At 67.4% G+C, this 12,576-nt stretch carries 15 protein-coding genes, 1 tRNA gene and 1 other RNA gene; 8 read left to right on the top strand and 9 right to left on the bottom strand.

Going from position 1 to position 12,576, the window contains the following annotated elements; translation table 11 throughout:
* Nucleotides 1-4: 4 nt before the first annotated feature.
* The 3 genes from MX571_RS17660 to MX571_RS17670 form a co-directional block, all read right to left on the bottom strand.
* The gene (locus MX571_RS17660; protein WP_247419217.1) at nt 5-1,345 is read right to left on the bottom strand and encodes an LEA/WHy family protein; all 1,341 of its coding nucleotides are present in this window, start codon (nt 1,343-1,345) and stop codon (nt 5-7) included.
* A gap of 69 nt (nt 1,346-1,414) precedes the next feature.
* Nucleotides 1,415-2,545 (bottom strand): glycosyltransferase, encoded by a 1,131-nt coding sequence (locus MX571_RS17665; RefSeq protein ID WP_247419219.1) that lies wholly within the window; start codon nt 2,543-2,545, stop codon nt 1,415-1,417.
* 93 nt (nt 2,546-2,638) lie between these two features.
* The gene (locus tag MX571_RS17670; RefSeq protein ID WP_247419228.1) at nt 2,639-3,697 is read right to left on the bottom strand and encodes a glycosyltransferase family 4 protein; all 1,059 of its coding nucleotides are present in this window, start codon (nt 3,695-3,697) and stop codon (nt 2,639-2,641) included.
* A 674-nt stretch (nt 3,698-4,371) separates the two neighbouring features.
* On the opposite strand from MX571_RS17670, the gene MX571_RS17675 reads away from it, so the two are divergent.
* From MX571_RS17675 to MX571_RS17685, 3 genes are all read left to right on the top strand, one after another.
* Nucleotides 4,372-4,659, top strand: a complete 288-nt coding sequence (locus MX571_RS17675) for a ribonuclease P protein component 4 (protein WP_247419229.1) — start codon at nt 4,372-4,374, stop codon at nt 4,657-4,659.
* 120 nt (nt 4,660-4,779) lie between these two features.
* Nucleotides 4,780-5,025, top strand: coding sequence for a YhbY family RNA-binding protein (locus tag MX571_RS17680; protein ID WP_247419231.1), 246 nt, complete (start codon nt 4,780-4,782; stop codon nt 5,023-5,025).
* Between the two features lie 62 nt (nt 5,026-5,087).
* On the top strand, nt 5,088-5,978 hold the full coding sequence (locus tag MX571_RS17685; protein ID WP_379751927.1) for a mechanosensitive ion channel family protein: 891 nt from the start codon (nt 5,088-5,090) through the stop codon (nt 5,976-5,978).
* 23 nt (nt 5,979-6,001) lie between these two features.
* On the opposite strand, the gene MX571_RS17690 is transcribed toward MX571_RS17685, so the two are convergent.
* From MX571_RS17690 to MX571_RS17700, 3 genes are all read right to left on the bottom strand, one after another.
* Nucleotides 6,002-6,496, bottom strand: coding sequence for a hypothetical protein (locus MX571_RS17690; protein ID WP_247419234.1), 495 nt, complete (start codon nt 6,494-6,496; stop codon nt 6,002-6,004).
* Nucleotides 6,497-6,608: 112 nt separating this feature from the next.
* An RNA gene (ffs, locus tag MX571_RS17695) (signal recognition particle sRNA) lies at nt 6,609-6,921 on the bottom strand.
* Between the two features lie 155 nt (nt 6,922-7,076).
* Nucleotides 7,077-7,523: a DUF7548 family protein gene (locus MX571_RS17700; RefSeq protein WP_247419235.1), complete on the bottom strand. Its 447-nt coding sequence runs from the start codon at nt 7,521-7,523 to the stop codon at nt 7,077-7,079.
* Between the two features lie 146 nt (nt 7,524-7,669).
* Here MX571_RS17700 and MX571_RS17705 point away from each other — a divergent pair, with 146 nt between their 5' ends.
* A complete protein-coding gene (locus tag MX571_RS17705; protein ID WP_247419237.1) occupies nt 7,670-8,074 on the top strand; it encodes a DUF5798 family protein in 405 nt (134 codons plus the stop codon).
* 60 nt (nt 8,075-8,134) lie between these two features.
* Here MX571_RS17705 and MX571_RS17710 read toward each other — a convergent pair whose 3' ends face one another.
* Both MX571_RS17710 and MX571_RS17715 read right to left on the bottom strand, forming a co-directional pair.
* The gene (locus MX571_RS17710) at nt 8,135-8,548 is read right to left on the bottom strand and encodes a CoA-binding protein (protein WP_247419238.1); all 414 of its coding nucleotides are present in this window, start codon (nt 8,546-8,548) and stop codon (nt 8,135-8,137) included.
* A 114-nt stretch (nt 8,549-8,662) separates the two neighbouring features.
* Nucleotides 8,663-9,526, bottom strand: coding sequence for a geranylgeranylglycerol-phosphate geranylgeranyltransferase (locus tag MX571_RS17715; RefSeq protein ID WP_247419240.1), 864 nt, complete (start codon nt 9,524-9,526; stop codon nt 8,663-8,665).
* Between the two features lie 133 nt (nt 9,527-9,659).
* On the opposite strand from MX571_RS17715, the gene MX571_RS17720 reads away from it, so the two are divergent.
* The 4 genes from MX571_RS17720 (at nt 9,660) to MX571_RS17735 (ending at nt 11,891) form a co-directional block, all read left to right on the top strand.
* Nucleotides 9,660-9,734 (top strand) — tRNA-Arg (locus MX571_RS17720).
* Between the two features lie 597 nt (nt 9,735-10,331).
* On the top strand, nt 10,332-11,189 hold the full coding sequence (locus MX571_RS17725; protein ID WP_247419242.1) for a DUF7537 family lipoprotein: 858 nt from the start codon (nt 10,332-10,334) through the stop codon (nt 11,187-11,189).
* 107 nt (nt 11,190-11,296) lie between these two features.
* A complete protein-coding gene (locus MX571_RS17730; protein ID WP_247419244.1) occupies nt 11,297-11,554 on the top strand; it encodes a hypothetical protein in 258 nt (85 codons plus the stop codon).
* Between the two features lie 97 nt (nt 11,555-11,651).
* Complete coding sequence (locus tag MX571_RS17735; protein WP_247419245.1) at nt 11,652-11,891, top strand: hypothetical protein; 240 nt, start codon at nt 11,652-11,654, stop codon at nt 11,889-11,891.
* A 46-nt stretch (nt 11,892-11,937) separates the two neighbouring features.
* Here MX571_RS17735 and MX571_RS17740 read toward each other — a convergent pair whose 3' ends face one another.
* Complete coding sequence (locus MX571_RS17740) at nt 11,938-12,441, bottom strand: gamma carbonic anhydrase family protein (protein WP_247419247.1); 504 nt, start codon at nt 12,439-12,441, stop codon at nt 11,938-11,940.
* Nucleotides 12,442-12,576 lie beyond the last annotated feature (135 nt).

A 12,576-nucleotide genomic window follows, 5' to 3' on the forward strand; every position in this document is an offset into this window, starting at 1 on the left:
TACACTACGTGACGAGCGAGTTAAGCATGCCGTGAGATGCGGCCGCACGTACCGCACCGAGCAACCCGCCGTCGTCCGTCTCGGTGCCGTTGCCGCCGCCGTCGGTGCCACCGTTGCCACCGCTACCGTCGGTCGTCGTCGGGTCGCCGTCGGTGCCGGACCCCCCGCCGAGGAGCGTCTCCGTCGTCGTCGGAGTCGAGTCAGTCGCGGTGCGGTCGGTCGGTTCGGGGGTGGACGCGGTGTCGGTCGCGTCGGTGGAACCGTCACCGAGCAGTCCCCCGTCGTCGGTTGTCGTCGCCGTCGCCGTCGTCCCCGTGGTCGTGGCTCCAGAGGCAGGCGTCGCGGTCGAGTCGCTACCGGACCCGTTCGCCGCGCTCCCGGCCGCCGTACTCGCGTTCTTGGTCCCGAAGATGTCCGTCTCGATGGTGCGGGTGTAGGTCAGCGCGTCCAGCGGGACTCGGAGGGTGTCGCCGTTGGGCAACTCGACCTTCGCGTGGAACGTGATGCGCAGGTCCGTGCGCTGGTCGTTCTGCAGGTGGCTCACCCACCACTCGTCGAGGCGGTCGTTCTCGATGGCCGTCGTCGCGTCGAGCGTCTTCTCGGTGCCGCCGGGGATGGTGTACACCTCGTCGGTCGTCCCGTTGCCGACGCGCACGTCGTTCATCGTCACGTTGTAGCCGATCTCGGTGACGACGTAGGGGACGGTCTTCGGGTTGTAGACGGTCATCGACATGTCGATGGGCGTCCGGCGCTCGGTGACGTTCCCCCACCGGGCGTCCGTCTCCCGGACGACGAGGACCGGGTCAGAGATCAGGCGGTGGTTCGCGTTCACCTCGCGGTCCTCCGTCGAACGGAACTGCCCGATGAGGTTCGTCCGGATGGTCCGCTCCTGGGGCAGGTCGAACGAGCGGCCGAGCGTCGAGGAGTGAGCCGTGGCGTCGATGTTCACGGTGGTCCGCTCGTCGTTGCGGATGTGGCTCACCCACCACGCCGGGATGCGTTCGTTGTCCATCTGCGTCGTGAACCCGATGGTCGAGTCGCCCCGCGGCAGGTCGAGGCCGTCACGGCCGCCCTCGGCCATCTCGACGTCGTTCATCCAGACGGTGTACGCCACCGACGCGCCGCCCAGCTGGACGCCGACGGGGTTCGGGTTCGACACCCCCAGGTCCGTGTGGATGGTGGTCTCGTTGTCGTCGACCGCGCCGAACCGGTTCTCGACGCCCGTCACCGCCGGCGTGCCGACGATGCCCAGCATGTACGCCCCCACGACGCTCGTGACGAGGACCAGCAGGACGGTCAGGACGACTCGCTTCTTCGTTCCGAACAGTGCCCGCCGAACTCCCATGCACCGTCGTTAGTGGCATCGCTAAAAAGACATTCTCTCCACGATACTAGCCTCCCGCCGGCTGTCGTATCAGTTGGGTGTCTCGACATCCGCGGTATACTCGTCGATGACCTCGGTGTACACCGTCTCCAGTCGGTCGACGGCGTGTTCGACGCTCATCTCGTCGCGGCGGGCGAGACAGGCGTCGTGGAGGCGGTCGCGGTCGTCGAGCGCTCGCTCGATGCCGTCGGCGAACGCGTCCATGTCGCCGAACGGGTAGTGAACGCCCGTCTCGCCGTCCCGGACGGTGTCGGCGAGCCCGCCCGCCTCGACGCCGACGACGGGCGTCCCGCACGCGTTCGCTTCGAGGGCGACCAGCCCCTCCGTCTCGACGGGACTCGGGTGGCCGAAGACGTCGAGCGCCGAGTAGAAGGCGGGCATCTCGTCGCGGTCGAGGAAGCCGAGGAACCGGACGTCGAGCGGCGACTCCTCGGCGCGGTCCTCCAGCGACGACCGGGCCGGGCCGTCGCCCGCGATGACGACGGTCACCTCGCGGTCGACGCGTTCGCACGCCTCGACGATGTCCGCCAGTCGCTTCTCGTAGCCGTGGCGACCGATGTAGCCGACGAGCGTCCCCGAGAGACCGTGGCGCTCGCGGAACGCCTCGCCGTCGCTCGGCGAGAACCGCTCGACGTCGATGCCGTTCGGGACGACGGTGACGGGGACCTCGATGCCCCGGTCGCGCAGGCGGCGGCGGGCGCTCGGCGACGGCGTCACGATGCGGTCGGCCTGCTGGAGGTAGACGTTCTCGTAGCGGTCGGCGACCGAGGAGATGACCGTCGCGAGCGAGGAGTTCGACAGGTAGTTGGCGTACTCGGAGGTCGGCGTGTGGAACGAGGCGACGAACGGCAGGTCGTTCCGGCGCGCGTGCGCGAGGCCCGACAGCCCGAGACAGAACGGGGTGTGGGAGTGGACGAGGTCCACGTCGGCGACGCCCTCCGGGATCCACGGCGGGGCGATGCGGAAGCCGTCGTAGAACGGGAACGGGAGGCTCGCGACGGGGTACTCGAACGGGTCCGGGTCGTGGTCGCTGCCGGGGTAGACGACGCCCATGTACCCGCCGCGGCGGACCCAGCGGTCGCGCCACGTCTGGATGGTGTAGGTCACGCCGTTCACCGTCGGCAGGTACGTGTCGGTGAAGACGGCGACGTCGGGACGCATTTTCCCATCCTGTCGCGCCCGACGCCTAAGCCGTTGTGACTTCGCCGTCCGCTCGGTGGTGTCGACGAGTCGTTGCTCGCTCGCGCGTTTCGCTCACACTCGTCCCGCCAGCACGTCCTCGTAGGCCGCCTTGAGGCCCTCGCCGACCCGTTCGAGCGAGTGCTCGCGTGCGGTCTCCCGGGCGTTCTCCCCCAGCCGCTCGCGCAGGTCGGGGTCCTCCGCCAGTCGGTCCAGCGCCTCGCGGAACTCCGCCGCCGTCTCGCAGAGGAGGCAGTCCTCGCCGTCGGTGTAGAACTCGCGGAACACCGGGATGTCCCGGAGGACGACGGCCTTCCCGCAGGCCATCGCCTCCAGCACGACGATACCCTGGTTCTCGACCTTCGCGGGGAAGCAGAACACGTCGCCCGCCGCGAACGCGCCGCGTTTGTCGTCTATCCAGCCCGTGAACGTGACGTTCTCCGGCGGGTTCCCGGTCCAGCGCCTCACCGGCTCGCTGGCCTGTGGACCGTCGTCGACGGTGCCGAACCAGGCGAAGTCGTACTCCGTCCCCTGGGCCACCTCGCAGAACGTCGTCAGGCCCTTGCGCTCGAACACGTTGCCGACGGCGAACACGACCATCCCGTCGAGGTCGTACTTCTCTCGGTACTCCTCGCGGAACTCTTCGTAGCCCGCCAGCGACTCGATGTCGACGCCGTTCGTGATGGGGCGGATGGGGGCGTCGACGGGGTAGGCGTCGAGGACGCCCTTCGTGTACTCGCTCGGGCAGAGCACGAGGTCTGCTTGCGAGTAGAACCACCGCAGGTAGCGTTCGAGGAACGGGCCGACCTGCTCGGAGCCGCGGAACGACTCGGCGAAGTCCTCGCGGGTGATGTGGGCGTGACAGACCAGCGGCCGGTCGTGGCGCTTGGCGTGTCGCGCGAGAGCGACCGACCCCGGCCCGATGGCGTTGGTGTGAGCGACGTCGTAGTCGACGAACGCGCCGTCGCCGGAGAGCGCGTGCCCGGCGGCGCTGGGGAGGGAGCCGCCGTACCACGGCGACGTGACGAGTTCGACGTCGGTGTCGGCGAGCGCCTTCCGCTGGGCGGCGACGGAGGTGGCCCACCCCGAGCGTCGGAGCGGCCCTTCGAGTTCGAGGTAGTTGCAGACCCGCATTGAAGATATCCTGTCGAGTGTGGGTGTTAGGACTGCCGGATTTGGCTGTGTGGTGATTTTCGGTGGTTCGTACGTGTCGATGTGAACGTGGTTTCCGAACGTCCTCTCTGGAGTGGTTCCAGCAACTACGATCTCGAAAGTCCTCTCTGGATGGGTCCAGCAACTACGAACTCGAAAGCCCTCTCGTGCTCCACTCGCGTGACCACGACTGCGCTCCTCGCTCGCTGACGCTCACTGCGGTGCTTATCGGGTCATGCTTCGTGGAGGACGCTCGCCCTCCCATTCCATCAGGTCCGCACCGCGCCTACCCGACTCCGTCGGCCGCGCACGAGCGCGCGGCCAGCCGTTGCGGTTGCGGTGGCCGGGAGTGCGTGCCCGAACCGCGTGAGGGCCGCTCGACTCGGGGGAGGGCAGGGCGGCCGGTTCCTGGTGGACTGAAAGGGCGAACCGGGAGGACGAAGCACGGCCCCACAAGCACCACAGCGAGTGACAGCGAGCGAGGAGCGCAGTGTGGGGCGCGCGAGTCGTCCCGGTGAGGGCTTTCGAGGTGTTCCCGTTTCCTGCTCCAACTCTGGCGAACAGCTTCGTAGCCTCTCGTCTCACCCTCTCTCCACATCCTAGAACGACAACCGCTATACGGCGCTGCCCGGAACCCACACGCGAACGAAGTCCCCATGCCCACCATCGCGGAGGAACGCATCGACCGACTCCACGCCCTCGCCCGGAGCGCCGTCGCCGAGGGCGACGAGGAGCGCTCGCGGGAGTACGTCCGCCTCGCGCGCCGTATCGCCGAGCGCAACCGGTGTGGCCTCCCGACCACGTTCAAGCGGTTCACCTGCGACCGCTGTGACGTCTACCTCCGCCCCGGACGGAACGCCCGCGTCCGGACCCAGGACGGCCACGTCGTCGTCTCCTGCGACTGCGGAGCGCACAAGCGCTACCCGTACCGCGAGGGCGGGTGACCGTCACGCGGTCGGACGTTCGACGACGAACCGCTGACCACGCCGAGTGGAGTTCGACGGCGAACTGCTGACGCCCCCGAGTGGAAACGTTGAACCGCGCCGCATCGCTAGTCGCGGCCAATGGCAGACGACCTGAAGACGCTCGCACACGACGCGGAGGTCACCGTCTGGGTGGGCAAGAGCGGCATCGAGTCGGTGGCCGAGGAACTGAACGACCAGCTCCGTGACCGAACGGTGGTGAAGGTGAAGTTCCTGCGCGCGTCGCGCGGCGGCACGACCACCGACGACCTCGCCGAGGACCTCGCGGAGCGGGTGAACGCGGACGTGGTGGACGTCCGCGGGCACACCGCCGTCTATCATCGATGAGGTCGCTCCCCCTGTTGCAGTCGGGGAGCGACGCGGGTGACACGGGAGACGCGGCGGAGACGATGACCGGTGCGTCGGAGGCCGTCTCACAGTTCCTCCGGGAGATGGGCGTCCCCCAGGAACTGGCGGGGACGCTCGGCGGAGCCATCGTCTTCGTCCTCTCGTTCGTCCTGCTGTGGGCGGTGGGGCGCGCGTTCGTGCTCCCGCTGGTCCGCCGCCTGATGAACTCCCGCGACCTCGACGAGCACGCGAAGGCTCCCTTGCTCCGACTCGCGTCGCTCGGCCTGCTGTTCGTCGCCGTCTCGGTGGCGTTCGGGCTGGCGGGGTTCGGCAACTTCCTCACCTCGCTGGCCACCATCGCCGCGGCGGCGACGCTCGCCATCGGCCTGGCGATGCAGGACGTGCTCCAGAACTTCGTCGCGGGCGTGTTCATCTACACGGACAAGCCGTTCCGCATCGGCGACTGGATAGAGTGGGACGGTAACTCGGGCATCGTCGAGGACATCTCGCTGCGCGTCACGCGCGTCCGGACGTTCGACAACGAACTGCTGACCGTCCCCAACAGTCAGCTCACGGACGGCGTCATCAAGAACCCCGTCGCGAAGGACAAGCTTCGGCTGAAGTTCACCTTCGGCATCGACTACAGCGACGACATCCAGCAGGCGACCGACATCATCGTCGAGGAGGCCGAGGCCCACCCGGACATCATGGACGACCCGGCTCCCTCGGTGCGACTGACGGAACTCGCCGACTCGTCCGTCGGCCTCCAGTCGCGCATCTGGATCTCGAACCCATCGCGCGCCGACTTCATGCGCATCCGCGGCGACTACGTGACGAACGTGAAGGGGCGGTTCGACGAGGCGGGCATCTCCATCCCGTTCCCGCAGGTCGACCTCTCGGGCGGCATCGAACTCGCGAACGGGCAGGCAGTGGCGAACGAAGTCGGCGACTGAGGTCGTTCGGCTCGCCGCCGCCGCTACGACTCTAACCCACCCGACGGCGTAGGAGTCCTGCAGTTCGCGTCGTCGTCCGACACGGTCGTCACCCCCCACCGTAGCGCTCCATCGTCCTCGACGAGGAGCGTCCGCCACGCGTTCGTTCGTACCTCGCACTCGTCAGGAGCTTCGAGCAGTCTCCGGTCCGTGTCGTCGAGTGCGGCGGTGATTCCGTACGACCCGGCGGTACAGCCGTCGAACGACGCTGCAGCGACCTCCGTCACAGCGGTCACGTCCCCTGGGCTGTTCGCTGGTAGGTCGAACGTCTCGTCGAGAACCAGTTCCTCGTCACGCTCGATTCGGAGCCCGAGCGCGTGGACCGCATCGTCTCGGTTGATGATGCTGATGCCGCCGATACGGTACGGTTCCGGCCCCGAGTCGCTCGCGTCGCCGAGCGCGGCACAGCCAGCGAGTGCCGTCGCGACACCAGCGCCGAGACCGGCGAGGAGCGACCGACGGTGGAGGGATTCGTCCATGCGTTCGGTTGTGTAATCCGTACGATAAGGGTTCTGCCGGGCGGCGCGGGACCGTCGCACGAACGGCAGCGGTGTCGCGGACTCGCGAGTAGGCGGTGTACTGTGTAGTGAAAGGCGGACGGGCGGGGTTGCCCGGTCGTTCCGATACGGGGAATCCTGCGCACCGTCTCCACCCCGCGACCCTTCGAGCGACGGATGTTCGCGGATTCGCTGCTCGCTTCCGCGCCTGGCGAACTGTCCACGACTAACCGGGTCGAGACGTCCCTGCAGACGTCACGACCCGGACCGCCGCCCCCGAAGGACGAGGCTTCTACGTTGGCTTGCAGGGCCCGCACCGGTCGGTCCGGACGCACCCGTGTTTCGGCTCCCGCTGAAGACCATATCGCGGGAAGGGGCAGGGCCTAACTGCCCGACCTAGTCCATCATCTGGGTAGTCCACTTGCACGTAAACCGCTTTCGGTCGCCCGGTTCCCGTGGGTCGGTTTCACGCCCGGCGGTTCCGCTCGTCCTCGCTCGTCGGTCCGCTGTCGCGACACGCTCGACTCGGGTCCGAGCGAACCGTCCCGCCAGGAGCACGGTCTCAGAAGAATCCGAGTTCGTGGGCGTACCACCCCGCGCTCGCCGGGACGACCAGCGAGACGACGAGGACGACGTACGGGTGGTACTGGAGGTTCTGGACGAACGCGGACTCGCCCGCCTGCGACCCCGGCGAGAGGTCGAGGTTGAGGATGACCGACCCGGGGTCGCCCGCCAGCCACAGCAGGCAGAACAGCGCGCCGAACAGTCCGAACACGAGCGCGGTGGCGGCGGCGACGGCGGGGTCCGTCCGGTCCTGTCGCCCGGCCGCGAACGCCAGCAGCGCGACCATCGCGAACAGTCCAGCGAACAGCGGGTTGATGGGTCCTGCGGCGTAGTACGTGCTCGCGATACCCGGCGTCTGGATGAGGACGTACGGCACGACGAGCGCCACGAGGAGGACGAGGCAGGCGGCGATACCGACGGTGGGGGCGAGGCGCGTCCGCTCCATGTGTCTCGAACGAGTGAGCGGGCGGGGCATTAAGCCGCCGCTCTCGCGTCGTGGCTCTCCTCGTCGCCACGCCTCCCCATCGCCGCTCGTCTCCTCGTCGGGTGCAGAACGCAACGCACTCGTGGCTCCAGCGTCGTGACGTGTACATGGGATTCGGAGGAACCACGCAGAAGCTCCAGAAGGTCGCCAGCATGGCCGAGGACGTCTACGCGAAGCTCAACGAGCTCCGCGACCAGATCCAGGCGATGCGAGAGACGGTCGAGCGGGTCGACCGCCGCACCGCCGAGAACCGCGCGCTGCTCGAAGCCATCGCCGCCGAGGAGGACGTCGACGTGGACAGCGTCCTCACCGAGACGGCCATCGAGGAGGCCGAGGACGTCGACTCGACGACCGAAGAGTCGTCGAACGGAGCCGAGTCTACAGACGACACCACGAGCGAGACTACGACCGATACGTCCACGTCGACCACATCGGACGGGACCGATGCGACCGACCAGCCGTCGAGCGACCAGCACGCCGGCGACGACACGACGACGAACCCGAGCGACTGAGTTCGGCTCCTCAGAGCATCGCGCCTTCCCCTGCGACGCCCACTTTCTGTCCCCCGCCGCTCAGGCGACGAGCTTGCCGTGCTCGACCTTCAGACACCGGTCCTGGACGAAGTTGCGGCCCGACTCCTCGACGCGCTCGCCGGCCTCGTCGTCGCGGATGCCGAGCTGGCACCAGACGGTGTCGACGTCGTCGCGTTCGAGCACCCCGTCGACGATGCCCGACACCTCGTCGCTCGGCCGGAACACGTCGACCATGTCTATCTCCTCCTCGACGTCGGCCAGCGAGTCGTACGCCTCACGGCCGAGCACCTCGTCGGCGTAGGGGTTCACTGGAATCACCTCGTACCCGCGCTCCTGCATGTACTTCGGGATCTCGTGGGCCTCCTTGCCGGGCGTGGCGGAACAGCCGACGACGGCGATGGTGGTCGTCGACTCGAGTACCTCCCGGAGTTCGTCGTTCGACTGGATGGGCATACCCTACGTAGCGCCGCTGGCGAGAAAAGCGTCGTGGGGGTGTGCGCGCTCCGGGTCTCGGTGCTGGCGAGCGGAACCTGCTGGGGAGCGGGCGTCCGACCCCGAGCACTCCGTTCAGAGGCCGAGCGGGGCGACCCTGCCGACGACGAACGCGGCCGCCGCGAGGAACATCCCGTACTTCAGGTGCTCCTGGGCGGCTGTCGGGTCGGAGTAGCTCTCCGCGGCCGCACCGAGCATCACGAGGTCGGCCGGGACGACGACCAGCAGGTAGCCCAGGCCGAACGTCTCGCGAACGTACGGCACGGGACTGGCGAGGACGGCGACGACGAGCGCCACGGTGCCGACGACGAGCGCCGACCGCTCGCCGATGGCGATGGGGAGCGTGTTCAACCCCTCCTCGCGGTCACCTGCGAGGTCCTCGACGTCCTTGACCACCTCGCGAGTGAACGTCGAGAGCGCCGCCAGCGCGGCGAGGACGCCCACCGTCGTCAGTCCCGCCTGGCCGCTGTGGACCGCCGCGCCGCCGAAGAGGAACGTGCTCCCGCCGAGGTAGGCGACGACGAGGTTGCCGACGCCCGGCAGTCCCTTGAACCACTCCGTGTAGACGACCAGCGCGACGAGGTTGAACGTCGCGATGGCGATGGCGAGCAGGGGGAGCGTCAGGGCGAGCGCGATTGCGGCGACGAACAGCGCGACGCTGAACCAGAGCGCGCCACGGGCGGAGACGGCACCGCGCGGGATGGCCCGCTCGGGGGCGTTGATGGCGTCGATGTCCCGGTCGAAGTAGTCGTTGATGGCGTTGCCCGCGCCGACGGCGAAGACCGTGGCGAGCGTCGCGGCCGCTGCTTCGAGCGGGTACTCGGAGACGCCCCCGGCCTCGACGCCGGCGATGAAGGCTCCGATGAGCGTGAGCGCACCCGCGGCCACGGCGTTGACCGGTCGGGTGAGGTCGAGCAGCCCCCGGAGCGTCTCGCGCATACGACGTTCCAGAGAGGGGCGGGCGATAAAGGACGCGAAACCGTGTTTGCGAGGGAGTTGCGTGGTAGTCTCTGTCGCCGAGTGCTGGAAGATGAATAGAGTTAAACCGCTCGTGGCGCTCGATACGGATACAGGGCGCTTAGCTCAGCCTGGACAGAGTGACTGGCTTCGGACCAGTTTGTCGGGGGTTCGAATCCCTCAGCGCCCGTTCTGCGTGTCGCGAACGAACGTGAGCGACCGCAAACGCACCGTCGAGGGATTCGAAGCAGAGAGCGAACGCAGTGAGCGACCGTGGTTCGAATCCCTCAGCGCCCGTTTTCCCACGAACGACGTGAGCAGTGAAAACGGTACCTGAGCGGTTCGAATAGCGAGGACGCGCGGAGCCAAGCGAGCACGTCCGAGTGGAGTTCGAATCCCTCAGCGCCCGTTCTGCGTGTCGCGAACGAACGTGAGCGACCGCAAACGCACCGTCGAGGGATTCGAAGCAGGGAGCGAGCATCGCGAGCGACCGTGGTTCGAATCCCGCAGCGCCCGTTTTCCTGCGAACTACGTGAGCAGTGGAAACGGTACCTTTGGATTCGAATCAGACGAGACGCACGCAGCGAAGCGAGTACGTCTCGGCGTAGTTCGAATCCAAAGGTACCGTTCGTCCTGCTGCGAATCGGACGAACCGTGATGGAAAGCCGGCTCTGGTCCCTCGTCACTTAGGGGTTCGTCCCGCTTCTGGGGTGTCCATCTCCGATACTCGACCGACACGGTTCGGATGGAAAGGTATATAATCAGAATATTCACAAGAATCGGACAGATGAGACGAACGATAGCGTCAGTTCTCGTACTCGTACTGCTGGTGACGACGGCCGGTTGTTCCAGCGTCACGGGGAGCGATTCGGCCGACGCCACTCAGACGGAGACCACCGACGGAGCGGAGGAACTCGCCGCCGACCAGACGGAGACGAGCGACGGAGACGACGAACGCACTGCGGCTCGGACGGAGACGACTGCTCGGGCGTATCCGGTCGGCTTCGACGAATCCGGTGCGGCGGAGGTCGACGCGGCGCTGGAGAACCACCTGGCGTCACTGACCGAGCAGGGGACGTTCACCGTCGTCCTCAGCGCGAACAGCTCCGTCGTGGTCGACGGCTCGGTCCAACAGGGGGGAGAGCGGGTCGCGACGCGACTCGTCGACGTGCACAACCAGCGGGCGCTGACCACCGAAGAGTGGTCCGGAGAGACGACCGAACAGTACGCCACTCGGAACGCGACGTTCGTGTACACGAACTCGTCCGACGAGCCCTACGACGTCCTGCGGGAGACGTTCAACGCCTCGAAGTCCGCCGCGAGCGACGAACTCGCGACGGTCGTCTCCAGTACCTCGTACGATGCAGTGACGACGCACGAGAACGGGTCGGTGACCTACTCGGAGGCGAGCGTGCGCCCGGGTAGTCCGCTGGCGGGGGACGACGAGATCGTCGTCGAGACGTTCTCCTCGACGATGCACGTGACGGAGTCGGGGCAGATCAGTTCGCTCAGCCTCCACATCGTGCGGGCGCTGGACGGCGGCGACTACGAGTCGGAGCTCTCGTTCGACATCACCTACCGAGACGTCGGCTCGACGACCGTCGAGGACCCCCACTGGATGGACGAACTCCGAGAGCGGCTCTGAGGTTCGGACTCGCTGCCGGCGGTCCAGTCGACCGCTGCTCGGGTACCCAAGACGGAGTTTCGTAGGCCAGCCAACCATTCTTAACCTCAACGGTCGTCCATGAGGGTGTGACGAATTATCCGCTCCTCGACCTCGAACACAACGAGCCACTCATCAAAGACCGGCTACTCTCGGTCTACGACGTCGTGAGCGTCATCGGTCGCCAGGACCTCGAACGCCAGTACGACCGGTGGCATCTGGAGCCTGCGGAGATCACACAGGCGCTCCGCTACTATCTCGACCAGGCGGGCAAGGAGGTGCAACGGCTCGACCACATCGACGCGAGCGAGGTCTCACGGACGATAGAACGCTACGAACGAGTCTGAAGGAGCTGGCGAGCAGTAATCACGCGAATCGAACGGGTCCCGTGCAGCGATGGTCGCTCATGTGTGCGTTTAATATAACGCCGTACTGCCCCGGTTCGTGGACAAGACAGACACGAAGACCATCGTCCGAATCAACGTCTCCGAGGGCACCGACGACTTCGTCGTCGACGAGATAGAGAGCTTCGGGGACTGGGTTCGCATCATCCCGGCGGGGCACATCGAGGTGCGGAACACCGACGAGAACTCGGAGAGCCACAAGGAGAGCGAAGAGGTGGTCTCGTTCCGCTTCCCCCGCGAGAAGGTGGACTCGATACGAGTGGTCAGAGACGAGTCGTAGCGAGCCACCACCGACGTTCGCACGCGCCCATCGGCCGCCAGCGTCCCTACTCCACGACCTCGCTCGTCTCCTCGTAGCGCTTCGCCAGTTCGACGTAGTGGTCCGCGGCGGCCGTCCACGGCGACTCGGGGACCTCCTTCACGACGCTGGCGGGCGTCCCGGCGACGAGCGTCTCCGGGGGGACGTCTGTCCCCTCGGTGACGACGCTCCCCGCGGCGACGAGCGCACGTTCGCCGACGGTCGAGTCGTCGAGGACGACAGCGCCCATGCCGACCAGCGCGCTCTCCTCGACGGTGCAGGCGTGGACGATGGCGTTGTGGCCGACCGTCACCGACGGGCCGACGGTCGCGCCCTCGTGGACGACCGCACCGTCCTGAACGTTCGCACTGTCGTGGACGTGGATGTGGCCCGAGTCGCCGCGCAACACCGCGTTGGGCCAGATGCTCGCCTCGGCCTCGATGGTCACGTCCCCGATGACGGTGGCTGCGGGGTCGACGCGGGCGCTCTCGTGGACGGTCGGTTCGGTCCCGTCGAACGTGCGAATCGTCATACCGGGAGACGGCGGGCCACCGACATAACCGTACGGCCGGGCGGTGACCGACCGACGTGTCACCGGGCGAACTGTTGACCCAAACTGACCGTTCGAGCGGACGCTCACCCCCATTCACGGTCGTTCGGGGCGTTC

It is taken from the genome of Halomarina salina (assembly GCF_023074835.1).
GTDB classification, from domain to species: domain Archaea; phylum Halobacteriota; class Halobacteria; order Halobacteriales; family Haloarculaceae; genus Halomarina; species Halomarina salina.